This window comes from Arthrobacter sp. Rue61a (genome assembly GCF_000294695.2).
Lineage (GTDB): Bacteria > Actinomycetota > Actinomycetes > Actinomycetales > Micrococcaceae > Arthrobacter > Arthrobacter aurescens_A.
In genome coordinates this window covers 3121925-3148840 of the sequence record NC_018531.1, presented here as the reverse complement: position 1 = coordinate 3148840, position 26916 = coordinate 3121925, and the positions used below count along the sequence as shown (strand labels likewise).

The 26916-nt window shown below is 60.3% G+C and carries 18 protein-coding genes; 13 read left to right on the top strand and 5 right to left on the bottom strand.

The genetic code is table 11. The annotated features are described in order from the left end of the window. The first annotated feature begins 190 nt into the window (after nt 1-190). The 7 genes from mtrA (at nt 191) to secA (ending at nt 10689) form a co-directional block, all read left to right on the top strand. Nucleotides 191-865 (top strand): MtrAB system response regulator MtrA, encoded by a 675-nt coding sequence (mtrA, locus tag ARUE_RS14270; RefSeq protein ID WP_014922244.1) that lies wholly within the window; start codon nt 191-193, stop codon nt 863-865. Beyond that, nucleotides 837-2825: an MtrAB system histidine kinase MtrB gene (gene mtrB, locus ARUE_RS14265; RefSeq protein ID WP_043470445.1), complete on the top strand. Its 1989-nt coding sequence runs from the start codon at nt 837-839 to the stop codon at nt 2823-2825. Before mtrA ends, mtrB begins: the two co-directional genes overlap by 29 nt. 2 nt (nt 2826-2827) lie before the next feature. Further along, nucleotides 2828-4540 (top strand): LpqB family beta-propeller domain-containing protein, encoded by a 1713-nt coding sequence (locus ARUE_RS14260; RefSeq protein WP_014922242.1) that lies wholly within the window; start codon nt 2828-2830, stop codon nt 4538-4540. 466 nt (nt 4541-5006) lie between these two features. Further along, entirely contained in the window at nt 5007-5714 is a 708-nt protein-coding gene (locus tag ARUE_RS24730) for a ComF family protein (RefSeq protein ID WP_286139758.1), read from the top strand. 143 nt (nt 5715-5857) lie between these two features. Further along, nucleotides 5858-6586 carry a ribosome hibernation-promoting factor, HPF/YfiA family gene (hpf, locus tag ARUE_RS14250; protein ID WP_043470442.1) on the top strand — a complete coding sequence of 243 codons (729 nt, stop codon included), beginning with the start codon at nt 5858-5860 and terminating at the stop codon, nt 6584-6586. 29 nt (nt 6587-6615) lie between these two features. Beyond that, nucleotides 6616-7905: a winged helix-turn-helix domain-containing protein gene (locus tag ARUE_RS14245; protein WP_014922240.1), complete on the top strand. Its 1290-nt coding sequence runs from the start codon at nt 6616-6618 to the stop codon at nt 7903-7905. Nucleotides 7906-7947: 42 nt separating this feature from the next. Continuing rightward, nucleotides 7948-10689 (top strand): preprotein translocase subunit SecA, encoded by a 2742-nt coding sequence (gene secA / locus ARUE_RS14240; RefSeq protein WP_014922239.1) that lies wholly within the window; start codon nt 7948-7950, stop codon nt 10687-10689. Between the two features lie 98 nt (nt 10690-10787). Here the strand turns inward: secA and ARUE_RS24725 are convergent, their stop codons facing one another. Continuing rightward, nucleotides 10788-11210: an Rv3235 family protein gene (locus tag ARUE_RS24725; protein WP_238324330.1), complete on the bottom strand. Its 423-nt coding sequence runs from the start codon at nt 11208-11210 to the stop codon at nt 10788-10790. A 156-nt stretch (nt 11211-11366) separates the two neighbouring features. Then, nucleotides 11367-12143, bottom strand: a complete 777-nt coding sequence (locus ARUE_RS14235) for a LysM peptidoglycan-binding domain-containing protein (RefSeq protein WP_014922238.1) — start codon at nt 12141-12143, stop codon at nt 11367-11369. A gap of 138 nt (nt 12144-12281) precedes the next feature. Between ARUE_RS14235 and ARUE_RS14230 the strand changes: the two genes are divergently transcribed. Next, nucleotides 12282-12869: a hypothetical protein gene (locus ARUE_RS14230; protein ID WP_014922237.1), complete on the top strand. Its 588-nt coding sequence runs from the start codon at nt 12282-12284 to the stop codon at nt 12867-12869. Here ARUE_RS14230 and ARUE_RS14225 read toward each other — a convergent pair. Then, entirely contained in the window at nt 12866-13087 is a 222-nt protein-coding gene (locus tag ARUE_RS14225; protein WP_043471355.1) for a helix-turn-helix domain-containing protein, read from the bottom strand. The genes ARUE_RS14230 and ARUE_RS14225 overlap by 4 nt on opposite strands. Nucleotides 13088-13242: 155 nt before the next feature. Between ARUE_RS14225 and ARUE_RS14220 the strand changes: the two genes are divergently transcribed. Genes ARUE_RS14220 through ARUE_RS14205 form a run of 4 tightly spaced genes read left to right on the top strand, consistent with a single transcriptional unit; the run spans nt 13243 to nt 21609 of the window. Beyond that, complete coding sequence (locus ARUE_RS14220; RefSeq protein ID WP_014922235.1) at nt 13243-13887, top strand: SAF domain-containing protein; 645 nt, start codon at nt 13243-13245, stop codon at nt 13885-13887. Next, nucleotides 13884-15194: a CpaE/TadZ family protein gene (locus ARUE_RS14215; protein WP_014922234.1), complete on the top strand. Its 1311-nt coding sequence runs from the start codon at nt 13884-13886 to the stop codon at nt 15192-15194. The genes ARUE_RS14220 and ARUE_RS14215 overlap by 4 nt, the downstream gene beginning before the upstream one ends. Before the next feature lie 57 nt (nt 15195-15251). Beyond that, a complete protein-coding gene (locus ARUE_RS14210) occupies nt 15252-20108 on the top strand; it encodes an NAD-glutamate dehydrogenase (protein ID WP_014922233.1) in 4857 nt (1618 codons plus the stop codon). Between the two features lie 31 nt (nt 20109-20139). Continuing rightward, entirely contained in the window at nt 20140-21609 is a 1470-nt protein-coding gene (locus ARUE_RS14205; RefSeq protein WP_011775340.1) for a sensor histidine kinase, read from the top strand. Between the two features lie 89 nt (nt 21610-21698). Here the strand turns inward: ARUE_RS14205 and ARUE_RS14200 are convergent, their stop codons facing one another. Next, nucleotides 21699-21947 (bottom strand): WhiB family transcriptional regulator, encoded by a 249-nt coding sequence (locus tag ARUE_RS14200; RefSeq protein ID WP_003804966.1) that lies wholly within the window; start codon nt 21945-21947, stop codon nt 21699-21701. Between the two features lie 238 nt (nt 21948-22185). Here ARUE_RS14200 and ARUE_RS14195 point away from each other — a divergent pair, with 238 nt between their 5' ends. After that, nucleotides 22186-22674 carry a hypothetical protein gene (locus ARUE_RS14195; RefSeq protein WP_014922232.1) on the top strand — a complete coding sequence of 163 codons (489 nt, stop codon included), beginning with the start codon at nt 22186-22188 and terminating at the stop codon, nt 22672-22674. Between the two features lie 18 nt (nt 22675-22692). Here ARUE_RS14195 and ARUE_RS14190 read toward each other — a convergent pair whose 3' ends face one another. Continuing rightward, nucleotides 22693-26850: a type VII secretion EssC family protein gene (locus ARUE_RS14190; RefSeq protein ID WP_014922231.1), complete on the bottom strand. Its 4158-nt coding sequence runs from the start codon at nt 26848-26850 to the stop codon at nt 22693-22695. Nucleotides 26851-26916: the final 66 nt, after the last annotated feature.

Genomic DNA, 26916 nt, shown 5'->3' with positions numbered 1-26916 from the left:
CCCGACGTCCCCCACACGGACCTTCGCCACCAGCCTATAGTCCCGCCGTCGTCCCTCATAGCCTGCCGCCCGGGCTGGCCTCCCTGGGCGCGGTAACGGCAAGGTGCAGTACGGTGGAAGAGCCTTGGGACGCCATGCCGTGCGCCGCGTCCAACGGGACAAAGACTTGGTGATAAGGGAATATATAACTATGAAGGCACGCATTCTGGTAGTTGACGACGACGAAGCACTCGCAGAGATGATTGGCATCGTCCTGCGCAATGACGGCTTCGAGCCAGTGTTCTGCGCAGACGGCGGCCAAGCCTTGGAGGTCTTCCGCTCCTCGAAGCCGGACCTTGTGCTGCTGGACTTGATGCTGCCGGGATCGGACGGCATCGAGGTCTGCCGGCAGATCCGTGGCGAGTCGGACGTCCCTATCGTCATGCTCACTGCCAAGTCGGATACTTCGGATGTTGTTCGCGGCCTGGAATCCGGCGCCGACGATTATGTGCCCAAGCCCTTCAAACCCGCTGAACTTGTAGCGCGCGTGCGTGCGCGGTTGCGGCCGGGCGATCAGAAGGCCCCCGAAACCCTGCGCATCGCAGACGTGACCATCGACGTGGCAGGCCACCTGGTGACCCGGGGCGGCGAGCGCATCTCGCTGACGCCACTTGAGTTTGATCTCCTGGTTGCGCTGGCGCGCAAGCCTTGGCAAGTGTTCACACGCGAACTGCTCCTCGAGCAGGTGTGGGGATATCGCCACGCCGCGGACACGCGGCTGGTCAATGTCCATGTCCAGCGGTTGCGCTCCAAGATTGAACGCGATCCGGAAGCGCCCGAGGTCGTTTTGACGGTGCGTGGTGTCGGATATAAAGCAGGTTCCTGAGTCCCCGGTCGGCAAGACCGGCGCGACAGGCGGGGACCCTGGTCCCAAGACCCCCGATTCGGCCGGTGTCCACCACGTGACCCCGGCAGAGTCAAAGTCTCCTGAAGCGTCCCTTGAGTCATCCGAAACGTCCCCTGAGCAGACCGCCAAAGAGGTCAGAAACCTTTCGTGGCTCCTGTCGCGGCTGCGGATCTGGAGACGGCGCGGCCTGATTCTGGTTCTTCGTGTTTCGCGGCTCGTGGCCATTGGCGTGCGCCAGATCAGGCCGGGGCTGCGGTTCGTTTGGCGTTCGTTGTTGCGGCGCTGGCGCCGATCCCTGGAGTTCCGTACGGTCCTGACCACGTTGCTGCTCGCCGTGACTTCGTTCGCGATTGTGGGCGCATACTTGTCCAACCAAATCGCCAACAACCTCTTCCAGGAGCGGCTGACACAGGCGGAGTCCGAATCGCGCTTTAACGTCAAGCAGGTCCAGGACACGTTCGACGGCGCCCAGGTCACCGACCAGTCGAGCGTCATCACCCTTGTTTATGACACCTTGACCGCAGTGGAGGGCCGGGGGTCGGTCATCCAGCGCAGATATGTCTTCGAAGCGGCGCCGGAGCAAACCAAACCACGTAACCGCTGGGTTGAGTCGCGTGCTTCGGACCAGCTGACGGTTCGCGTCATTCCCCCGGAGCTGCGTAAGGCCGTTCAAACCGGCGGGAAGCAGCAGTTCTGGGCCTCCACACAGTTCCCGGTGGGAAATGAGGACAGGCCCGGCATCGCGGTGGGAAATATGGTCACGTTCAACGGTACGGCCTACGAGCTTTACCTGATCTACGACCTCAACACTGCCCAACAAACACTAGACGAGATCCAGAACGTCCTGTGGGCAGGCGGTGCTGCCCTCGTCCTCATGATCGGTGCCATTGCCTGGTACGTGACCCGTAACGTCGTCAGTCCCGTAAGCCACGCGGCCGTCGTGTCGGAAAAGCTCGCGGCCGGCCAACTGCAGGAACGCATGGTGGTCAAGGGAGAAGACGAAGTCGCAAGATTGGGCGCGTCCTTCAACCACATGGCCGCCAGCCTCCAGGAACAGATCACTCAGTTGGCCACGTTGTCGCAAATGCAACAACGCTTTGTCTCTGACGTTTCCCATGAACTGCGTACCCCGCTCACCACCGTACGCATGGCGGCCGAGGTCCTGTTCGATGCTCGGGAAGATTTTGATCCCATGAACAAGAGATCGGCGGAGCTGCTCTACCACCAAGTTGAGCGCTTTCAGTCGTTGCTCTCGGACCTGCTCGAGATTTCGCGGTTTGACGCCGGTGCAGCCGTCCTCGATGCAGAGCCACAAGACATCTTCCAGGTGATTTCTCACGTTATGGAAGGTGCGGCACCAGTGGCCGCGGAGTACGGTTCGGAAGTCCGGCTGAACGCCCGGCAGAAGAGCATCATCGTGGAGATGGACTCCCGCAGGATCGACCGCATCCTCCGCAATCTGCTGCTTAATGCGCTCGAACACGGTGAAGGCAAACCGATCCATATATCCGTTGCGGCCAACCACGATGCTGTGGCGGTGTCAGTAAGGGACCATGGCATCGGGATGACCCAGGCTGAGGCCGCCAGAGTCTTCGACCGCTTCTGGAGGGCAGATCCTGCAAGGGCCCGGACCACCGGAGGAAGCGGCTTGGGCCTTTCCATCGCAGCCGAGGACACCAAGCTTCACAACGGTTGGCTTCAGGCGTGGGGCCGAAAGGGGGCCGGGTCCAACTTCCGGTTGACGCTTCCGCTGCGGCAAGGAGACATCATTGCGAAGTCCCCGCTTCAACTGGAGCCTGCGGACATTGGATTCCCCGGGTCGGCAAGCGAACGGCAGATGCTGGTACTGGGCCCGGATTCCAGCGGGGCTCCCCAGCCGCCTCAAACCGTCGGCGGGAAGCCCGCGCCAGACGATGGAGTAGCAGGGGAGATGTCGTGAGAATGCTGCGTCCCGGCCGCGCGAGGGCAATCGTCGCGCTGTTGGTCATGCTGATGGTCATGCTGGCGTCCTGCGCGCAGATTCCCCGCTCCGGGCCCGTTGGCAAGAGCAAGGACGAAGGCGCCGGCAATCCCAACGCACCGGTCTTTTTTCCCGCTGCTCCGCGAGCCGGTTCCAGTCCGGAGACTGTGATCGAAGATTTCTACATGGCTGGCAGCGGCTACGAGGACGACTACCCCGTAGCACGTCAGTACCTGACACAAGCGCAATCAGTAACCTGGAAGCCTGACAAACGGGCCATCGTTTTCCGCGAGGCGCAAGTAGTCAAAGCAGCAGGGGAGAACGAATACCTCTACGAACTCGACCTCGCATATTCGGTGGATGCTGACGGCGTCGCAACCCAGTTCCCACCGGGGACCAAGGAAACCATTCCCGTGACGCTTGAGCAGGTCGAGGGAGAATGGCGAATCTCCAAGGTGCCTGATGGCACGGCCATTCCGGAGGAGACGTTCAAAGTCATCTACGGGGCAAATCCCATCTACTTCTATGACCCCACCTTCACCTATGCAGTGCCGGACTACCGTTGGTTCATCAAAAAGAACACGGTCAAATCCATGACCAGCGCCCTTCTTGCCGGCCCGGCACCTTATTTGCGGGGGGCTGTGGTGAGTGCATTCCCATCCGGGATGAAGCTCGCCAGGGAATCCGTTCCGGTGGTCTCCGGTGCGGCGCAGGTGGATCTCTCCGCCAAGGAACTGTTTGACGCCTCTGCGGAAGACCGCCAGAGGATGCAAAACCAGTTGGCGCTGACCTTCCGCAACCAGCCCGATGTCATCAACGTTCAACTTCGTGCGGACCAGGATCTGGTACGCGTGGAAGACAACGGCACAGTGTTGCCGCCTGTGCTGGACAAGTCGGTTCCTGCCCGCCAGATTGCAGTAAACAACGGAGACCTGGTGCGTTATGAGAACAACAGGGTCACCCCACTGCCGGACATTCAGTCGGTTGCCGGTCTCGGACCGCGCTCGCCAGCAGAGTCGCCGGTGTCCCAGACGGCTGCCTTCCTTAACGGCGACAAGACCACTCTCTACTCCATTGAACCGGGGCAACCGGCGCGACAACTCACCACCAGAACGACGCTTACTGGTCCTTCGTTCAGCCCCAACGACTGGGTGTGGACGGCGGGCCCTGGTGCCACCGGGGCCGCAGAGGTTGTGGCCTACAAACCCACAGGCTCAGCCCCGGGTGCCGGGATTCCCAGCGTCACCATGACCCCGGCCTGGCTCACAGGACGAACAGTCAAGGACTTCAGAGTCTCCCGGGAGGGCACCCGAGCCCTGGTCATTTCCGAGGCGAACGGTAAGTCCGCCGTGCAGGTTACGGGCATAGTCCGGAACCCCGACGGAGTGCCTAAGGACCTCACCGTCCCCATCACCTTGCTCAGCAACAGTGCTGCTGATCAAGGCGCCTGGGTCAACGGCTCCACGGTGGCTGTGATGTCCGGTTCGGCCACGTCAACGGTGGTACCCGAGTTGCTGTCCTTGGAATCGGGTGAGCCGCAGCAATTGGCCCCGTGGGACGGGTTGACCAGCATTAGCGTCGGAAACGGAGCTGAGCAAATCTACGGACAGTCGGATGCCGGGATCTTCCAACGTGTCGGAAACGGCTGGGAGCTTCAGCTAAAAGGCCCAACAGAACCGGCTTTCCCGGGCTGACCTCTCCCGCAGCCGTTCTACCTACCAGTCCGTGCGCGTTGTTCGCACAGCGCGTTTATCCACATAGCGTGCAGCGTGCCTTTTGCCGGGATTGGCGCGCGGTCAAGCTGTGAGGGTGACTTTTTCCATACGTGGCACCTACTCTTCGCCAGGCCTATTTTCCTTACTGGGCTTATTTTGCTTGCCGGGCTCGTGGTTCCGTACATGGCAGGGTCGGCAATACTTCGACCCCGATCTACATCCGCCTGAACCTGTCGGGGCACGTCGTCGTGGACCGGATCAACACGTAACGGGCCGGGTCATCGTCGCATTGCAGGGCGCAGTAACTGACCTCCTGGGTGTGTTGGTTCCTGTCGACTGTGTCTGCTGTGAGAAGGAAGACGCGGTACTTTGTGGCAGTTGCGCAAAGAAGGTCCGTCAGTTGTGCAGGCAACCCTTTCGGGCCGAGCAGGAGTCGCGCGCGTTGGTGGATGTCGACGGAACGGCGAAGATCGGGGTGGTAGCAGCAGGTCCGTACAGGGATGAGTTGGCGCGGTGCCTGCTCTCCTTCAAGCACCATGGTCAGTGGCGCCTTGCGGCTGTTCTGGCTTCCTGCCTTAGCAAGGCCGTGGAGACCGCCATAGGTGGCCGGTCAGGCTACTGCCTTGTCCCCGTTCCCACCAGCAGTAAGGCATACCGAAGGCGTGGATTCAGCCCGGTGCACCTTCTGCTCTTCTTCATGAGCGTTCGCCGGATGCTGCCCCATTGCCCAATCCTTGACGTGCTGGAGAAAACTGGCGAGTCACCGTGGTTTATGGCCAACCCGCGAGTTGTCCGAGAAGCGGGCGCCTGGCTCGTTGACGAGGTGCCGGGCCATGAGCCTGCTGAACACGGAGGCCAAAAGGGCCTTGGAAGAGGTGAACGCGCTCGTCGTGTGCGGGGATCCATGAGGGTAGTGCGACGACGGAGCGAAGAGCTGCGCGGCAAGAGGTGCATCCTCGTCGACGATGTCCTCACTACGGGGGCCACCCTGGCCGAGGCAGCACGGGCGGTCACTGCGGCCGGCGGTGTGGTCTCCGGAGCTGTTGTGCTCGCGGCCACGAGGCCACCAGCCTACGCTTACACTGCCGCCAAGGACGACCCCCATGCAGTCATTAAGACTCAATCAAAAAATAAGTGGCTAAAGGATGAATAACGGGTGGCGATGAACTAACGTCGGTTGTGGGTACCAAGAACAGATGTACCTGTCGATAGCGGCTCGGAAAGGGGCTCGACTGTCCGTCAGACAAGCCCCCAACAGCGCCGTTGTCGTGTCACCTGAGTTATTTGGAGGGCACCATGGAGTTCATGATCAGCGGACGAAATCTGACAGTTTCTGACCGCTTTCGCGAATATGCCGGCGAAAAAATCTCAAAGATTGAATCGCTGGGGGATAAGGTCCAGCGGGTTGACGCAAAGGTTTCCAAGGAAACCAATCCCAGGCAGACGCCTGGCGAACTCACCGTAGAAGTGACAGTCCTGGGCCGAGGCCCCGTTATCCGTGCCGAGGCCACAGCCGCTGACAAGTTTGCTGCCTTCGATCTCGCGTACAACAAGTTGCTTGAGAGGCTTCGTCGCGCGAAGGACCGCAAGAAGGTGCACCACGGCCGCCACACACCGAAGGCCGTGAGGGAAGCTACGGCGACACTTGAGCCAGCCAGTGCGAGTGAGCCGCTTTACGTAGAGGCAAGCAACCATCAGGAGTCCGCGCCGCCGGTAGACGAGCGGTCACCGTACGACATCGAGAACGACATTCCGGCAGGCGATTCACCCGTCCTGATCCGCCGGAAAGTTTTCCCCGCGGCATCGCTGACCCTCGATGACGCCGTGGACAACATGGAGCTCGTCGGACACAACTTCTACCTGTTCCTGGACAAGGAAACCAACGCGCCATCGGTTGTTTACAGGCGCAGTGGCTGGACTTATGGTGTGATCACCCTGGACTCCACGTGCGAGCCCGGCGAGGAAGCCGTGGAAGAAAAAATCCACGCCTACCGCTCTGATGATCAGGCCGCCACAGCCAAGTAAAGCCTCTCTATAAGCACGAAGGGACTTCAATGACCGCTTCGCTGAGCCTGTCACAGGCGCGGCGGATCGCATTGGCAGCTCAAGGTCTGGCAAAGGTCCGGCCCACCGGCCCCGTGACGTCACGGACGGTGGGCCGGACCTTTGCCCGGCTCCAGCTTGTCCAGATCGATTCGGTGAACGTGGTGGCACGAAGCCATTACCTTCCGTTCTTTTCCCGGCTGGGAGATTACGATCCCCTCATCCTTCAATCGATGGCTGGCCGGAAACCACGCAAAATGATGGAGTACTGGGCACACGAGGCGAGCTTTATCCGCCCGGAGCACTTCCAGGACCTGCGCGTATGGCAGAAGAGGTCGTGGGTGGGAGCCCACGGCCTGGATCCGACCGTACGTCAGGACATGGAGGACCGTATCCTGATGGCTCTCACCACAGGACGCCCGATGACTGCATCCGAACTGACGGCAAGGCTCGGACACGACGAAGACTCCGAGCGGGACAACTGGGGCTGGAACTGGAACATCGTTAAGCGCGTGTTGGAGCACCTCTTTGAAGAAGGTCGGATATCCGCTGCCTCGCGGACGTCGCAATTCGAACGAAAGTACACCCTCACCTCGCGGGTTATTGCAGGCACCAATCCGACCGAAGTCGACGCTGAAGCGTCCCTTGACCGCCTGATGGACGCAGCCGCCCAAGCCCACGGCATTGGCACGGTAAGGTGCTTCTCCGACTACTTTCGAACACCGCTTAAAGCAGGTGCGGATTCGGTACAACGTTTGGTCCGTGCAGGCCGCCTTGAACCCGTTGTGGTTCGCGGCTGGGACAGGGATATCTATAAACATGTTGACGCCGCACTGCCACGAAAGGCAGCTGGCCGGGCGCTGCTGAGTCCCTTCGATTCGCTGGTTTTCGAAAGGCGGCGGCTTGAGGAGCTGTTCGGATTCCACTACCGGATTGAGATCTACACCCCCGCCGCCAAGCGACGTTTCGGCTACTATGTTCTGCCGTTCCTGCTGAGAGAGGCCATTGTTGCCAGAGTGGACTTGAAAGCCGACCGGGCCACCGGTCAGCTCTTGGTGCGCGCCGCTTTTGCTGAGATGACTGCACCCGCGGATACCGCCGTCGAACTTGCCGCGGAACTGAGACTCATGGCTACGTGGCTCGGCCTCCAGGAAGTGGTGGTGTGGCCGGTAGGGGATCTTGCCGGAGCGCTTTCCGAGGCCGTGGCAAGGGGTGGCAGTGCCCCGGCAGAACACCCCCATCCGGGCAGTCCGCTCAGAGTGGAACCCGGCAACGTGGCGCTGGTCTCTCCCGTAGACTGAAACAGCCAGAATTCGGCAGCATGAGACTGGGAGCAATTTCACGTGGCATCACTAATCGAAAAACTTCTCCGCACGGGTGACAAAAAGACACTCAAGACACTGCGGAACTATGCCGATTCCATCAATGCCCTGGAAGACACTTTCAAGTCCTTCACGGACGCTGAAATCCGCGAGGAAACGGACCGGCTAAGGTCCCGCCACCAAGACGGTGAAACCCTGGAAGCTCTCCTCCCGGAAGCGTTCGCCGCCGTGCGTGAAGCCTCGTCGAGGACCTTGGGCATGCGGCACTTCGACGTGCAGCTCATGGGTGGCGCTGCGCTCCATTTGGGCAACATCGCGGAAATGAAAACTGGTGAAGGCAAAACCCTCGTTGCCACAGCGCCTGCCTACCTGAACGCGCTCTCGGGTAAGGGTGTCCACGTTGTCACCGTTAACGACTACCTTGCCGAGTACCAGTCCGAACTTATGGGCCGTGTCTACCGGTTCCTCGGTCTCACCAGCGGCTGCATCCTGTCCAACCAGGATCCCACCGTACGCCGGGAGCAGTACGCCGCTGACATCACGTACGGAACCAACAACGAATTCGGCTTCGACTACCTGCGCGACAACATGGCCTGGGACGCCGGTGAACTGGTGCAGCGCGGCCATAACTTCGCGATCGTGGATGAGGTTGACTCCATCCTGATCGACGAAGCACGTACTCCGCTGATCATTTCCGGTCCCGCGCAAGGCGACACTAACCGGTGGTACAGCGAATTTTCCAAAGTGGTCCTCCGGTTGCAGCCAGACGTTGACTACGAGGTCGACGAGAAGAAGCGAACCGTAGGCGTACTGGAAGCCGGCATTGAAAAGGTGGAGGACTACCTTGGAATACAGAACCTCTACGAATCCGCCAACACACCGCTGATTGGCTTCCTCAACAATGCCATCAAGGCCAAAGAACTGTTCAAGCGGGACAAGGACTACGTCATTCTCGACGGCGAGGTCCTGATTGTTGACGAGCACACCGGCCGTATCCTTGCCGGGCGCCGTTACAACGAAGGCATGCACCAGGCCATTGAGGCCAAGGAAAATGTCGAAATCAAGGCAGAGAATCAGACTCTCGCCACCGTGACGCTGCAGAACTACTTCCGCATGTACTCGAAGCTCGCCGGCATGACGGGTACAGCCGAGACTGAAGCGGCGGAGTTCATGAGCACTTACAAGCTCGGCGTCGTTCCCATCCCCACTAACCGCGACATGCAGCGGATCGACCAGTCGGACCTCGTCTACAAGAACGAGGTAGTGAAGTTCGATGCTGTCGTTCAGGACATCGCTGAACGACACAAGAATGGCCAGCCTGTGCTGGTGGGCACCACCAGCGTTGAAAAGAGTGAGTACCTCTCTAAACTCTTGGCCAAAGAAGGCATCCGTCACGAAGTCCTTAACGCCAAAAACCACGCCAGGGAGGCGTCCATCGTGGCGCAGGCCGGACGTAAGGGCGCGGTTACCGTAGCAACCAACATGGCGGGCCGCGGTACTGACATCATGCTCGGCGGCAACGCCGAATTCACGGCTATCGCCGAACTCTCCAAGCGGGGGCTGGATCCTGAGGAAAACTCTGACGAGTACGAGGCCGCATGGCCGGCGGCGCTGGCAGCAGCCAAACAGGCGGTCAAGGACGAGCATGAAGAAGTTCTGGACCTTGGCGGACTTTACGTGCTCGGGACCGAACGCCACGAATCCCGCCGGATCGACAATCAGCTACGCGGACGTTCCGGACGTCAGGGCGACCCCGGCGAGTCCCGGTTCTACCTCTCCCTTACAGATGACCTGATGAGGTTGTTCAACTCAGGTGCGGCCGAGCGGCTAATGAACAGCTCCGTGCCCGACGATGTTGCCCTGGAGTCGAAGCTCGTATCCCGTGCCATTGCCTCGGCGCAAGGCCAAGTAGAGGGCCGCAACGCGGAGCAGCGCAAGAACGTCCTCAAGTACGATGACGTTCTCAACCGTCAGCGTGAAGCCATTTACGGCGACCGTCGTCGGATCCTTGAGGGCGATGACCTGCACGAAAAGGTCCAGTACTTCCTGGAAGACACCATCAACTCACTGATTGATGCGGCTACTGCCGAGGGATCAGGCGACGACTGGGACTACAACCAGCTGTGGGCAAACCTGAAGACGTTGTACCCGGCAACCGTGACTGCCCAGGAGATCATTGACGAAGCGGGCGGCAAGTCCAGAGTCACTGCCGAATTCCTGAGGGAGGAAATCCTCTCCGACGCACGGCTTGTTTATCAGGCGCGGGAAGAGGCCATCGGTTCGGAGAGCATGCGTGAGCTTGAGCGTCGGGTGGTTCTTTCGGTCATTGGACGCAAGTGGCAGGAACACCTCTACGAGATGGACTACCTCAAGGAAGGAATTGGCCTCCGTGCCATGGCCCAACGCGATCCGCTGGTGGAATACCAGCGCGAGGGGTTTGTGATGTTCCAGAGCATGATGGAAGCCATTCGTGAGGAAAGCATTGGTTTCCTCTACAACCTCGAAGTTGAAGTAACTCCCGCCGAAGATGTGGTGGTGGCGGACGGTTCTGCGGCTGGCGCGCACACCGAGCATCACGATCCGCAAATCCGTGCGGCGGGCCTCGAAGCACCTGAAAAGCCTGCGCAGCTGCAGTACACAGCGCCCGGCGAAGACGGAGGCACGCAGACACGGATTGAGGGCCGGGCGTCAGGCCGTTCCGGCAACCCTGCTAAGGCAGCAAGCCAGGAACCGCGGAAACAGGCTAAGAAGAAGCGTCGCTGAATAGATTCCATATCGCGGCAATGAAAGGGTGGATCCGGGACTGATTGTCCGGGATCCACCCTTTTCGCATGCCTTCGAAGCAGTTTGTGCCCTTGGAATTATCCAATTTCCAGGGCGGTAACCTGCCAAACTCCATCCAAACGCTCCAGCCTCATGGCTACGGCACGGCATCGCTGCTCTTCGGCCACTACGATGCTTGCCTCGCAGATTGATTCGGATATGGAACAGACTCGAACAGAGCGGACCATGGGACTGCGGTGAGGTTGTGAATTACCCCGGGTCCGGACTGCGTGCTTTCGCGTGAGGGCTGCCCGATGCTGGAGGGACAGGTAGCACTCCTCATTCAGTGAGCGGGAGAGCTGAAGCACTGGACGGGTGCCGGCCAGAACCTCCAGTGCTGCCTGCGCGATGCTCCGGGCAACAAGTCGGACGTCGATGTCCGAACCGCCCGGGCCGCGTGTGGCGGTTGTGCGTTGAGTGCTCCGACGACTTGCTGGTCGGCTCGTTGTTGCAAGGGTCATGGTCATACCTCTGGCGTTCACTACATGAGCTGCAGCGGGGGGACGCTTTGCTCGGTGGCTTCTGCTGGGATGACACTAGGAATCGGTTGTGAGATATGGACTCTGCCCCTGAGCGGGCTGTCCTGTACGAAGGGCTGGTCCGATAGCCCCTCACTGCTAGCCCGGCGAAGGCGGTTGCAAGACCTGACCCGGACGCAGCACGGCCGGGTCACTTCCGATGATTGCGCGATTGGCGGCGTACCACTTGGGCCAGATCAACGCGACGTCCACGTCGGTTGCGAAGGGTCCCAGCCTGGACGCCGCGATTGACCACAAGGAGTCACCATCCTTGACCACCACGCCGGCCTCGCCCTGTGGCGTCGTTGATCGTGAGGACTGGCGGCTCAGAAGCCCAGGATCAATCACGGGGTGTTGAGGTTGCCAGCGCGGATCATTCAGCCGGGTGCCGGATGTATCGGCGTCGTCGACAGATGGCGGGAGGGAGTCGGCACGATGTGAGGGAGCGGGCGTCCACGCTGCCTGCGCGGGTGCCCCGTTGCCGGCGAACGTACGATGCCAACCTGGCTCCGGTGGGGTAGCAGCCGCTTGAGCTATCCCCGTGCCCAGCAGATTTAGGCTGACGATGGCCATCGCGAGACGCAACATAAAGGCAGGGCTGAATTTTGCGAGGGAGTCGGCATGCTTTCTGTGCCCGGCCCGCTGCAAAAATGAGGCCAGGAAGGCGACTAACAAGGAGAGGGCCCACCAAGACACGATCGCAATCCCCGCAGCGCTGGCAAGGAATCCGAGAAGATGTTCCAACGTAAAGCTTTGATGGTGTCGCTCAGCAGCCTGCCACTGGGCCAGAAGCAGTTCCCCCACAAGACCCAGGGAGAGTCCCAGACCAAGAACAAATGCCGCGAGGGCGGAGTCACTACGCAATATTCGAGCCATTCAAAGTCCCCGAGCTTCATTTGATGCAGTTTGATGCAACTTGACCTATTTTTTCCATTTTGTGCACAGTAGCCGTGATTTGTCCAATCCCGCTTTCCGGATTGGCCATGACTCCTCCCTGCAGCCTAGTCTGACCACATGAGATGGGACTCTCTTTTCAGCGATTTGGAAGCGCAATTCTCGGCCGAGCGAGCCTTGGAGAAGGAATCTGAGATAGCGGATCGAGCCAGGATCGAGCTCGCGGGCATCGAACTGGCCGATCGCCTTCGGGGCTCCGCTGGCACCGAAATCAAAATCGTCATGGTCGACGGCGATGTTATTCGAGGGGAGCTAGGCCATGTGGGGAGCGAGTGGCTGGTCCTGACGGAGGGTGCTCGGCAGTGGCTCGTGCCCTACACGTCTGTCCTTTCCTATCAAGGACTCGGAAGGGTGTCGCTGAGGCCCTCATCGCGGATCCAGCATACGCTGGGGATCGCCTCCGCACTGAGGGCGCTGTCCAGGGACCGCTCTGAACTGGTTGTTCATCTGAAGGTGCGGACAGGTGATGGATACAAGCTGCATGGAGTCATAGACAGGGTGGGGCGCGACCACTTTGACCTCGCAGTGGTCCCGCACGGTGAGGCGCGCCGGGCAGGCAACGTGGCCGCGGTCATGACCGTCCCTTTCGGTTCATTTGCAGCGCTTTGCTCGGCGGGGAGTCAGGACTTCCGGGGCGGCGGCAACTAAGGCTGGTTGGTTTTGGATTTGGCCTCTTGAATCATGCGGCTGGCCTCTGCGTAACGGTCCTCGATGTACTGCTCGAGCATTTTTTCCTCGATGCGCCATTGTCCCCGCCCTCCCACCTGGATGGCTTTCAGCTCGCCGCTTCGAACCAAGGCGTAGGCCTGCGGTGAATTGATTTGTAGTTGTTCTGCGACGTCCGCAAGAGTTAGGAATCGGGGCATGGCTTCATTGTGCCACCGTTGCTGCGGTTTGGTGTAGTTATCCACAGTTTCGGCCTCTTTGGGGTCGATGGCTTTGGACCCGTCCAAGGTGCCCGATAAGAATGAGGAGGCAGGTGCCGTTCACCATGCAGTAACTCACAGCGGGGAGCAGGAAAATGGGTCAAAGTGCGGGCATTGCAGCCCCCAGGATAAAGAAGCCTTCGTGGAAAGATCCCCGGCTTCTTATCGGCGTTTTGCTGGTTCTGGCGTCTATCTCGGGCGTGATTGCACTGGTAGGCACAGCCGACAGGACAACTCAGGTCTACACGGCCCGCGAAGACATTGCAGTAGGTCAGGTGGTCACCGAGGCGGACCTATCCATCGTCAAAGTCCGTCTGGATGACGTCGAATCCAGTTACGTCACAGTCGAGAACGGAGTCGCTGAGGGAAAGGTTGCCCTGCAGCGGGTGGCCAAGAACCAGCTTGTCCCACAGGAAAGCCTGGGGGCGCCCGATGCTTTGAACCGTAAGCCGGTGGCCATTGCAACGGAAGAAGAACTACCCGTGCAGGCCGTTCCCGGCGCAAGGGTTGACGTCTGGATTGCAATGCCGGGCTCCAATAGTGCGTTCGATGAACCGCAGTTACTTTTGCCCAGCGCGGAAATCGCCCTGATGACTCCGGGGTCTACAGCCTTTGGTTCAGCGAAAACGACCGTGGTGATGGTGCTGGTGACGGACGAACAAATGCCAAAACTGCTCTGGGCGCAAGCGAACAAGGCGAAGGTTTCAGTTGTTTGGAACCCTGCGGGCGTAGTCCGATGAGCATTCCTGTCGTTACCGTCGGCTCGGCGCAGGATGTCATAGTCGGCGGGTTGGAGCGACTGCATGGCCCGGTAACCGTGGTTCGCCGTTGTTCGGAGCTCGCTGAACTCATAGCCGCTTGCCAAAGCGGTCTCGCGGTGGCGGCTGTCGTAGCGGAAGGCTGCGAGGAGCTCACCACCACGCTGGTTGATCGTCTCAGGGCGGTCGGTGTCTCCATTGTTGCCCTAAGTGATGATCCAGCCGAGGTCGAACGCCTGCACTCCATAGGCGCAGTGCCTGCTGGCGCGGGAATCGAGGCTGCAGACCTCGCGGCCAAAATATCGGAGGCTGTTGGGCGCGACAGTCCTCGAAGTCAGCTGAGGTCCACTCGGGACACGGGATTTGCAGATCCAGGGGCAGACTTGCTTGTGATGCCTGTGGCGACCCGTGTCGATGAATCGGCTGAGGGGGCCGGCCAGGTAATTTCCGTGTGGGGACCGATCGGCGCCCCCGGCAGGACACTCCTTGCGGTCAACATCGCCGCGGAGTTGGCCGCCGTCGGCAAATCGGTCATCCTCGTGGATGCAGACAGTTATGGAGCCAGTGTGTCGGCGGTGCTGGGACTCCTGGACGAGTCGGCGGGTTTGGCCCAGGCCTGTAGGTTGGCGGACCAAGGACTGCTTGATATTGAAGCCCTCAAAGCGGCGGCTATTCCAGTCTTCATTAAAGGCGGAACTTTTAGAGTACTCACGGGCACCACCAGGGCGGATCGGTGGACTGAACTTAGGGCGGGGGCCTACTCGACGGTTCTCGAGAGGGCCAAGCAACTGGCGGATCATGTTGTGGTGGACGCAGGTTTCTGCCTCGAGTCGGATGAAGAGCTCAGCTTTGACACCCTGGCCCCGCGACGGAACGCCGCCACGCTTCGCAGCTTGGAAATGGCTGACGTGGTGTTCGCTGTCGGGTCCGCGGATGCCATTGGAGTGCCGCGTTTGGTGCGCGGGCTGGCGGACCTCGAGTCAGCGGTTCCGAATGTGTCTCTTCGGGTTGTGCTGAACAAGGTGAAGCGCTCCACTGTGGGCCATTCTCCCCGGGAGCAACTGGAGGATGCGTGGGTCCGCTATGGCCCTGGAACGGGTGTAGATGCGTTCCTGCCGGCTGATGCTGAAGCCTGTGATGCCGCCCTACTATCAGGTTCGGTTTTGCTGGAAGTGGCACCAGAGTCGGCCCTGCGGAAGGCGATAGCAGCGCTCGTATGTGCACCTGTCCAGCAAAATCATAATTCCTTTGGTCGAACTATCAGAGCCTTGCGGCACCTAAAGCGCTAGGCTCGCCATGTGGGCTGCAGAGTCGCAGCAATCAACATGTGATGGAGGCGTTTGTCGATGTCGTCAGGATCCAGCGTGGAGGATCGGTCCGATGCAGCAGTTATCCGTGAAGGGTTCTTCGGTGACTACTATGAGCACCTCGCAGAGGAGGATTCACGCGCGTATTCGCCGGAACTTCTGATTTCGCGGGCGAGGAAGCACCGGATTGCGGCCCAATCCCGCAGGCCCGGTAACGCGGTCGTTGAAATCGCTGCCGAACCTGAGCGAAACGTTGTTTATATCGTCACGGACGATATGCCATTCCTCGTGGATTCTGTTAATGCGGAACTGGTTCGCCAGAACTGCGCAATCCGTTTGGTGATGCACCCGTTGTTCGTGGTCACCCGTGACCGGGTTTCCGGCGAGCTGAGCAGTATCTCGAGGGTACCGTCAAACGTTGGCCTTTCCAGTGGCGACACCGCCGCACTCCCCAGCGTGGCCCATCTCTTGGGCGATGGCGATAACGCATCGCACATGGAGTCATGGATCGCGGTTGAAATTGACCGGATAGGTGATGATGCGCGGGAGGAACTGATTGCAGGGCTGCAACGCATCCTTGGTGACGTCCGGGCCGCGGTCGAGGACTGGCCCAAGATGCGGAGTAAAGCTCTTGAGCTGGCCGAAGCATTGGGTGGCATTACGCATCCTGAGCAAGTCGCCGAACTCAGGCAAGCACAAGACCTTCTGCGTTGGCTGGACAACGGAAACTTCACTTTCCTGGGGTACCGCGAATACGACCTCGTAGATGAGAATGGCGAGGATGTTCTTCAGCTCCGTGAGGACAGTGGCCTTGGCTTGCTGCGCGCAGGCGACACCACGCGTCAGGTCCAGCACCTCACAGACGCAGGCCGAAAGCGCGCAAGGGAGAAGCGTGCCTTGGTGATTACCAAGGCAAACTCGCGCTCCACCGTGCACCGGCCCGCATACCTCGATTACATCGGAGTCAAGAGCTTCGATGCCTTGGGCAACGTCAACGGCGAACGCCGCTTCATAGGTCTGTTTGCCACCAGTGCGTACACCGGATCCGTACGCAGCATCCCGATCGTCCGGGATAAGGTGGACGCTGTCTTGCGGAACGCCGGCTTCCCCGTCGACTCCCACTCGGGCAAAGACCTTCTGGGCATCCTTGAAACGTATCCCCGCGACGAACTGTTCCAGATAGAAATACCGGATCTCGCCGCCACGGCCACCGGGATCCAGCGACTCCAGGAACGGCGCCGGACCAAGCTGTTCCTGCGCCCGGACATCTACGGACGGTTCATGTCCGCGGTGGTCTACCTGCCTCGGGACCGGTACACCACCAGTGTCCGACTCCGGATCGAGCAGGAACTCCGCGAAACGTTCCACGCCGAAAGCATCGACTACGAGGCCCGAATCACCGAATCCGCGCTGGCTCGTGTGTTCTTCAGGATCAGGTTGCCCCGAACAGCCGAGCTGGCGGAAGTTGACGTAAAAGAGCTGGAACAACGGCTGATGCGTGCGTCCCGGTCATGGAGCGAGGGCATTACAGAGGTTCTCCGCGAGCACCGGAGTGCCGCTGACGCTGATGTTCTATCTGCGCTGTGGGCGGAGGCATTCCCGGCGGGATACCGCGTTGACTATGAGGTGGAAGACGCTCTTGAGGACATTGAGCGCTTCGAGAAATATGGCGCAGAGGCAGAACGGGCAGGACGGGTCACCAAGCAAGTCAGGCCCGGTGTCCACGTATATCTTCCCGAAGGTGCCGGCGAGGCTTTGGAAGAGGATGCCCGCGTCAAGCTCTATCTGATGGAGCCCAAGAGCCTCAGCCAAATCCTGCCCTACTTCCACAACCTCGGTCTGGAGGTATTGGATGAGCGTCCTTTTGAGATCGAAACCTCAGATCATCGTGACTTCTTCCTCTACGACCTCGGACTCAAGTACCCCGCGGGAGTCGATCCCCTGGCAACAGGAGAGCTGCTGGGCGACTCCTTCAGCGCCGCCATCACGGGTGCTGTTGAATCGGATAACTTTGACCGACTGGTGCTCCGTGAAGGAATTCATTGGCGTCAAGTGGTGGTTCTCCGGGCCTATGCCAAATACATGCGGCAAATGGGAAACACCAACTCCTTCGGATTCATCGCTGATACCCTCCTGGGCAACCCGGATGTTGCACGTGGGCTTAACGAGCTCTTCTCTGCGCGCTTCGATCCCACTGTTGCGGAAGAACAGCGGCCTGAACGCCAAGCCGCTGCGCGGGCAGCCCTCGCGGAGTCAATAGAGCAGGTGGCCACGTTGGATGCGGATCGCGTCCTTCGCACCTTCGTGAATCTTATTGAGTCGACTCTGCGGACCAACTACTACCAGAACAAGGAATACCTCAGCTTCAAGCTGGACCCCACGTCGATTGACGGGCTGCCTTTCCCACGTCCGATGTTCGAGATCTGGGTCTACTCACCGAGGGTGGAGGGCGTGCACCTCCGTTTCGGGAAGGTGGCCCGAGGTGGCCTCCGTTGGTCGGACCGCAGGGAGGATTTCCGCACCGAGATCCTGGGCCTGGTGAAGGCACAGACGGTCAAGAATGCTGTCATTGTTCCTACGGGAGCCAAGGGAGGATTCTTTGCGAAGAAACTGCCCAACCCCGCAGTGGACCGGGCGGCCTGGATGGCCGAAGGAATCGAAAGCTACAAGACCTTCATCCGGGGTCTGTTGGATATTACCGACAACCTCGTGACGTCGGCGGACGGCGAAAGGCTTGTACCGCCGTCGGACGTTGTTCGGCACGACGGTGACGACTCCTACTTGGTAGTGGCAGCAGACAAGGGCACCGCCACGTTCTCCGACACCGCCAACGGGCTGGCGGCCGAATACGGTTTCTGGCTTGGTGACGCGTTTGCCTCGGGTGGCTCAGTCGGTTATGACCACAAGGCGATGGGCATCACGGCGCGTGGAGCATGGGAATCAGTCAAGAGGCACTTCAGTGAGCTCGACCTGGACACCCAGACCGAGGAATTCACGGTAGTTGGTGTGGGCGACATGTCCGGGGACGTGTTCGGCAATGGGATGTTGCTTTCCCGCCATATCCGGCTCCTAGCCGCATTTGACCACCGCCACATCTTCCTGGATCCCTCACCTGAAGCTGCTGCATCGTTTGCCGAGCGGCAAAGGCTGTTCGAATTGCCCCGGTCTTCCTGGGACGACTACGACCGGACTCTCATCAGCGAAGGCGGCGGCGTTTATTCCCGCCAGGCCAAGACCATCCCGGTCTCGGACCAGGTACGCAAGGCTTTGGGCCTGCCGGACGGAACGACGCAGCTCAGCCCCCCGGAACTTCTTCGTGCAATCTTGCTGGCGCCGGCCGATCTCCTCTACAACGGCGGTATCGGAACCTACGTCAAGGCCAGTACGGAAACCCATGCTGCTGTCGGTGACAAAGCCAACGACGCTATCCGCGTGGACGGTCGGGATCTGCGGGTCAAAGTTGTGGGCGAAGGCGGAAACCTGGGACTGACCCAACGGGGTCGCATCGAAGCCGCTTTGCAAGGCGTCATCCTGAATACAGATGCAATCGATAACTCCGCTGGCGTGGACTGCTCCGACCATGAGGTCAACATCAAGATCTTCGTTGACCGGATGGTGGCGGCCGGCAAGCTCGATTCCGCCGAAAGAGCCAGCTTCCTGGCCGACATGACCGATGAGGTGGGACGGCTCGTCCTCCAGGACAACATCGACCAGAACATCCTGCTCCTCAACGATCGGACCCGGGTAGCGGACTGGAGCCCAAGTTACGAGCGCCTCATGGACTGGCTGGAGAAGTCTGCCGACCTCAAGCGCGATCTTGAGGCACTCCCCACCACAGAAACGCTCCGGTCAAGGTTGGAGCAGGGACAAGGACTCACGTCTCCCGAGCTGGCGGTCTTGGCCGCATACGCAAAGATCGAGCTCGCAGCAGCGTTGCGGGACAGCAACCTCGCCGACGATCCCTGGTTTGCCGGCACAATCCGTGAATACTTCCCGAAGCAGTTGCGGGAGAAATTCGATGCTGAATTGGACACCCACCCGCTGCGGCGCGAGATTATCGCCACTGTAGTCGCCAACGACATCATTAACCTGGGCGGCATCACCTTCGCCTTCCGGGCCATTGAAGAAACCTCGGCCAACGAGGTGGCTGTTGCCAAGGCCTTCGTGGCGCTGCGTGAAATCTACGACCTCGACCCCATGGTTGCCGAACTGAATGCTCTTCCGGCGTCCTTCCCCACCGAGCATTGGAGTGAAGTCCATCTGGACATCCGCCGGTTGCTCGACCGGGCTGTGCGTTGGGTATTGGGGCAGGGGATGGGTTCTCAGCCTATTTCGGACGTCGTGGAGTCCTTCAAGCCCATGTTGTCTCCGCTGAGGGCCAGGCTTCTTGACTACCTCCGTGGTGAGGACAAGGTCCGCATCTCCGGATGGTTGGATAAAGCCCGTGGCTGGGAACTGCCGGACCATCTTGCACACAGGTGGGCTGAGCTGTTCGAGAGCTACGCACTCCTGGACATTGCGCGGATTGCCCAAACCGGAAACGAGGGCGTCGAGGACGTGGCGCACGTCTACTACACGGTGTTCAACCGCTTCCATGTGGATTCTCTGCTGGAACGAATCAGCTCTTTGCCTCGTGATGACCGTTGGCAGGCTTTGGCGCGTGCAGCTCTCCGTGATGACTTGTACTCGACGGTGGCGGATATGACGACGTCGGTCCTCGAATCCACAGAGTCCGGCGGTGCGGCGGAAGATCGGCTCAAGGCCTGGGAAGGTCAGAATGCCGAACAACTGGGACGTGCCAAGACCATGTTTGATGAGGTCAACGCGCTCGAAGCCGACGACATGGCTTCACTGTCGGTAGCATTAAGGCTCTTGAGGTCAATCGTTCGACGCTAGGGTCAGTCCCGGCGTCGCAAATGGAGGTGCAGTGGCAATCTTTACAGACCCCATCAGGGAACACGCTGATTTCGGGCCTGGAGATGCCGAATGGCTGCACCTCCTCGTCGGTGACTGGCAAATGGTCGCTGACTTGGCATTCGCGGACCTCGCTCTGTGGTTCCCGCATCCGGAGTTCGGCTACATTGCCCTCGCCCACGTCCGTCCGTCGACATCACATACGGTGTTCCACGCGGACTTCGTGGGAGAGGGCATCCGCTCGGATCTTCGCCCCCTTGTGGACAAAGCTTGGAACAGCCGATCGATAGAGCGCTCCAGTGAAACAAGCTGGAGCAGCGAGATGGCACTCCGGGTTGAGGCTGTTCCTATGGTGCGCAACGGCAGAACACTTGCGGTTGTGACGTCCCATATGGACCTGTCCAGTTCCCGCATGCCGTCCAGGCTGGAACTCACGTATCGCCAGTGTGCCTATGATCTCTTGCGGATGGGAACGTTGGGCCTATGGCCCGACTTTGCCTCTCCAACGGGCTCGCGTCGAGGAGCGCCGCGAGTCGGCGACGGCCTCATCAGGCTCGACGCCGAGGGCATAGTGCAGTATGCGAGCCCCAATGGCGTGTCAGCGTTCCGTCGGCTCGGCGAGGTCGAATCTCTGGAGGGGCGGTCGCTGGCTGAGGTGACTGCCGGGCTTCTGAAGGACCGGCGAATGGTGGACGAGACATTGCCCCTGGTTGTGACCGGGCGGATGCCCTGGCGCAGCGAGATCGAGTCAAGGGGTGTCAGTCTTTCCCTTCGTGCCATTCCTTTGCGCGACGAACAGCACCGTTTCGGAGCCCTTGTCCTTTGCCGCGATGTCTCAGAATTACGGCGCAGGGAAATGGAGCTTGTTACCAAGGACGCCACCATTCGGGAAATCCATCACAGGGTCAAGAACAATCTTCAGACTGTGGCAGCTCTACTCCGGATGCAATCACGGCGAATGGTCAGTGACGAAGCAAAACAGGGGCTGGAACAAGCCATGCGGCGCGTGGCCACGATCGCACTCGTCCATGAGACCCTCTCCCAAGGGTTGACGCAGAGTGTCGACTTTGACGAACTGATCGGGCGCCAATTCAGGCTGTCAGCCGAAGTGGCTTCACCGTCCCAGCAGGTGCGAACGGAACGTTCAGGCCTGTTCGGCGAATTGCCCAGTGATTTTGCCACACCACTGGCTTTGGTCATCAACGAGCTGGTCACCAATGCCGTCGAGCATGGACTGGAGGGGCGCACAGGAACCGTCTGGTTGCTGGCGGACCGGGCAGATGGCGACGGCAACGACGAATTTTTGACCGTGACCATAGCCGACGACGGCGTCGGCCTTCCGGATGGCCAGTACACCGAGGGATTGGGCCTGCAGATTGTCCGTACACTCGTGACCAGCGAGCTCGGTGGATCCATTCAATGGAGCCCGCGCGAAGGCGGCGGGACCGCCGTCGAAATCGTCCTCAACCTCGCCAGGGCATAGCTCCGAGAGCAATTTCGACTCGATCACAAGAGCAGAAAACAAAGAAAGGCCGCGGACCGGATGGTCCGCGGCCTTTCTTGTGCCGTGAGTTAGGAAGCGCGCCGTGCGCGTGCAGCGCGACGCTTGAGTGCCCGCCGTTCGTCTTCACTCATACCGCCCCAAACACCGGCGTCCTGTCCGGACTCCAAGGCCCACTGGAGGCAGGTGTCTACTACAGGGCAGCGGCGGCAGACGCTTTTGGCTTCCTCGATCTGCAGAAGTGCGGGTCCCGTGTTGCCGACTGGGAAAAAGAGCTCCGGGTCCTTGTCGAGGCAGGCTGCGCGATTACGCCAATCCATGCTGATCAGTCACTCCATTCGTGAGAACTAGATGAGCCTTTTGTGAAAACATTCACGAGAGGCTCCAAAGGAAAGGGGCCCGCATGGGCCCCCTTGGTCGTCTGAGTCAAGCGTTTCATGTTAACGCCTTGTAAACAAGGGGTGTTAGTGGTCGAAATGCTCGGAATCCGTGAGCGATGCATCACATCAGCCGCCAGTGCCCTCACTGCTAGATGACTATGTCCGGTAGTGTGCCAGTGTGTCAAGACCTCCCGTAAACCCAGCCCAACCCGCGTCCGGCCCGGACGGAAGCGACGATTTTGATGCACCGGCGAACAGCCCTGGTGCCGGTCGCCGTCCACTGGGAATTGTCATTATCTCGGTGGTTGTTGGGCTTGAAGCGCTAGCCCTTCTCGGCGCCGCTGCCTGGTACGCCTTCGAACTCTTGAGCGGGGCGCCAGTCCTGACCTTTTGGGGGGCAGTGTTCACCCTTGGACTACTGCTGGCCTTCTCTGCGTGGCTATTCGCCGTGAGCCATTTCTTGTTCCGCGGCTACAGATGGACGCGTGCGGCAGCGTTGGTGGCCCAGTTGTTCGTCCTCACCATTGGTTTTCCTACCGTAACGAGTGGGCTGCTGTTGCCGGGGCTGGCGATGCTTATTCCAGCGGTGGCCGCGATCATCTTCCTTTTTCAGAAGGACGTGGTGGCCTATGCCTCAAGAACCGGGGGCACCACCGCGGCACTCTAGACGGCTCCTGACCGGGGCTCAGTGAGATTGGGACGGCGGAGGAAAGCTTGTGGTGAGTACGGCTTGCACAGGTGTCACCTCTGCGCCGTCGATGAGAAAGCCGCGACCAGGGCACCCTGCGCGACCGACTTCCAACCTCACTCCGAGGAGTTCGGCGTCGTGGGGCGTTGCGGGATTCAAAACCAAACCCGCGCTGGAAGCCTGCGCTTCCTTCGCAAGCGGCAGCTGATGGAGCAGGGCAGGCCCCGGTGTTGCTGTCAGGATGATGCCACGGACTTTGCCCACCACGGCAGCCAAGGCCTGTCGGCCTTGGTGATCCAGCAGATCGGCGTCGTCCACCAACAGGATGCTGTGGGGGTCCAGGGTGTCCGCAGCAACCTGGGACGCCACCAAGGCCCAGAAAGAGCCGGCGAACGCTGCATCGGGCGGGAACGCCCATGGAACCACGGGATTCAGGGTGTGAAGCGATGCCAGAACGGAGCTTTTTCCAGAGCGAGGACCACCGAGGACGGTGCTGACTCCATGTTCCCGCAGAGGCATGGACACGGGGAGGGCTTCGTCTCCTCCGACTCCGATCCAGAGTGGACCCACTGCGTAGCCGGTTGCGAAGTGGGCTCCTGCTCCATGATCGGCCGCCGACCCGGAGCCTGATCCTGATCCTGATGGCAGTCCTTGTGCCTGGGGCGGCGCCACCAAATCATGGAAGTCCTCACTACGGAGAAGCTCAGGAAGCGGCCGTATCCGGAACGGCGGTTCAGACGGCGTCAGATCAGCAAACGGCCAGCGTCCGTTGTCCGGAGCCCCGCGAAACTGAGCCACGGTAGCGTGCTCCTTTGTAAAATTCCCCATAACGACGGCGCGCCCGGGGAATGACTCCACCTCAGGGAGGCGCGGCCAGTGGAACCGCGACTCTTCAGTGGATCCCGAAGGAAAGTAGGCGCGGTTCTGTATGGCGGCAAAAAAGCGTGAGCTGACGAGTTCCCGCTCCCCTGAAATAAGCACAGTGACGCCAAGGGAACAACCGTCACGAACGATGTCCTGCAAAATTCCTTCTGCGTAGGCGAAAGGCCCGCTTCTGAGCGCCGTAGCCCACGAGCACCACCCAGCCACGATCAAGACCAAAGGTGAACTGGACATTCCGGACGTGCCCGCACTTCGTCGATGTTCCATTTCTGTGGCGAGGCGCTTCAAGACCCGCACTGCGAGGTGCAGTTGGTGCAGGCCAACTGCCGCGCCGAGGTGACCCCCGTCGGTGAGATGGTCCAGCGTGCCCGTTGCGTCGAGGATATAGAGGTGCGGTTGGGGTTTCTGAGTCGCAAGCATCGCCGACGCAGCCCTGAAGCACTCCCGCATGCCACTGGAATCGGTGCCGATCATTGCCAGATGGCCGTCTTTGGACGGCGACCACACCAGCGGTTCCACCACTTGGTTCGCCGGCCTGTCGAGCATCGCCAAAGGTCCTACTGCCCAATGGCCTTCCGGGCTGGACGCCAGATCCAAGATTTCAGCTGAATCGGGCAGTTTGTCATGCCAAAGGATCGACGAGGGCAGTGGCGTGGCTACAGGACGCCGGGGGAGTGGTCTGCCAAGCCGGCGCCATGCTTCTTCTACCGTTGAAACCACCCACTCGGGGTCACCATCCGGGAGGGAATCCTGGGTGGTGCCAGTTGTAAGGGCTCCGGAACGCTGCTGCAAAGCCTGCGTGGCTGGCTGCACGGCTGGCCCGAAACCGTCCAGCCTTACGCCAGACACCGCGATATCGGGTGAGCCTGCGATGGACGCCGTCTGGAATTCTTCAGGGTCGCACGAAGCCCTGGCGAGATAGGCTCGCCCCGGAGCCGCTACGCCTATGGTGGCGGCAGCCTTAGTGTGGATGATGTCCATGGACTCGGCCTCCGATTGCACGCGTAGGGCGATGCTTGAGGTCACGTTTGCCCGAATATCGGCAGTCAGTGCTCCCTGGGGTCTTTGGGTCGCCATCACCAAATGAATGCCCAGGGAGCGCCCGATGGCCGCGATTCGCATGAGCTCCCGCAGAGTGCTTGGAGATTCGTCAACCAGCATGCGGAATTCATCAATGACAAGGATCAGATGCGGGATCTTCGGATCGGTGGGCGAAGCCGTCCGCCGATACTGGGCGAGATCAGACACACAGGCAGCAGCGAACAACTCCTCGCGATGACGGATTTCTCCACGGAGGGAAACAAGAGCGCGTTCCAGGTGATGCTTGCTGAGATCAGTCAACAGGCCGACGCAGTGGGGAAGGCCTGCAAGCGGTCGCAAACCTGATCCGCCTTTGAAATCAAAGAACAAAAATGTTGTGCGATCCGGAGAGTCACTCAGTGCCATGGAAGCCACAAGGGTCCTCAAGAGTTCGGATTTACCCGAGCCAGTGGTTCCGGCAACCAAGAGATGCGGACCGTCGAGCTTAAAGTCGAAGATCATGTGCCCGCCGTGCCCCTTGCCCAAGACAGCGCTGAGGCCGTTTTGCCCGGATGCGTCGGCCCACCGCCGGAGCACCCTGCGCTGCCCGTGGGGGAGTAACTCAGCCAGCGAACATTCATCAGGAATGGTTGAGCTTGTTCCGGGTCCTTCACCGAAAGCCGTGGCCCGTGTCTGACGACAGTAGCTATCGAAAACTTCGACCGGCACGAGATCCGGGATGAATGGTCGGCGCTCACCGCACGCCTCCAAGTAGCCCACCGTGCCGGATGGCGAAATTTCGATGCAGACACCGGAGCGTTTGGACTGAGCGCAGCACTTGATCACTTGCCACGCGGCGAGTCGGGCGGCGTTCAAGAGCGCGGACAGGAGTTTTGCTTCTTCAGGGGATGGATCATCAACCATGATGAGCCTGCCGTTCGCGCTGGTGCCTGCCTGCTGCATGGCAGCGAGGGCGGTATCCAAGGTGCTTGCCAGGGTGACGCGGGGGAGGAATCGGGCGCTCAATGGCAACCTTCCGGCCCGGCCCAAAACTATCACTGGCGTTTTGGCAGAGCCGGGAAAACCAACTAGCTGCATCAATACGAAACGAAGTAAGGCGTCCGTATGATCGGGGTGGCCACAGAGCGTCACCACTGGATGTCTGGGATCCAAAGTAATTGGCGCGGCGCCAATGGATGGTGGCCGGAACTGTGAATCGTCGGGAACCAGCCGAATGTTCGCCGCCGTTTGAGTTGTGCCGAGACGGAGCCATGCGCCATCCCGCACAGTGTGGACGCCTGTCGGTGAAGCCGCAGACAGAGCTGGACCGACATCGCCTGTTGCGGGTTCGGTGGCCACCATTTGCGCCTCGGAAGCCCCGTGGACGGCCACAACCATCTCTGCAGCTGATGGCGAGCATCGACGGCGTCGTTCTATGTCCTCTTGGACTGCATGCGCTATGGCGAGTTTGCACTCCCGGCGGGCCTTCCGCCCGGCGGCCAACGGAACGAGAAGGCTGATCGCTGAGATGGCGGTGAATCCCAGGAACATCCAGATTCCCGTGACAAGGGCCAGACCGATGCCGGCAACCAACGGTAGGCCGGCCGACAATGCCACTACGAGACGGTTTCCGGGACGGCTGGCATGAGGTACTGCGAGCGGTTCTTCAACGGAGCGACCCGCGTCGACTGAAATCGATGGAAGGGGACCACTGTCCGTGACGACGGTGAAGGTGGAGTTTCCACATTGCATCGTCGACGAGGAGGTCAACACCTTTCGATTGGTGGGTTGATTGTCCACGAAGACCGGGTTCGCACCCCCGACGGACCTCACGGTCAGGGCTGTGCTGGAAGCCTCCAATATGGCGTGTTCCCTGGACATCCCGGGATCGGACACCGAAATTTCGGCACCAGCCCTGCCGATTCGGTACTGGCCTCGTTGAATCCGGAAGACAGAGCCGGCTCCGGGCCCCGAGTGAGTGAGCAACATCAGCGGCAACGACGCTCTGTTCGCGTTCCGATGCGGCGGAGCGGCATCCACAATGACGGCGCCCGAAACAAGAGGAGGTTGTCCCACCGTAAGTGTGGCAAGGAGTCGTCCACCGACGGAGAGCCGGCGGGTTCCACGAGCAGCCGAGAGAAGCTGCTGCACGTGGGCGCCGGACGTGCCTTCCGGGACGGCGATGCTCAGTTCCTCCGGGTCCGTCGCTTCAGCGGCACCAGGGGCGCGTACCAGTGTGCACTCCAAAGCCATTAGCTAATCCTCTGCGTCTTGGCGGGTATTGTCGGGCTGACAGAAATCACGCTACGGCCCTGCGAA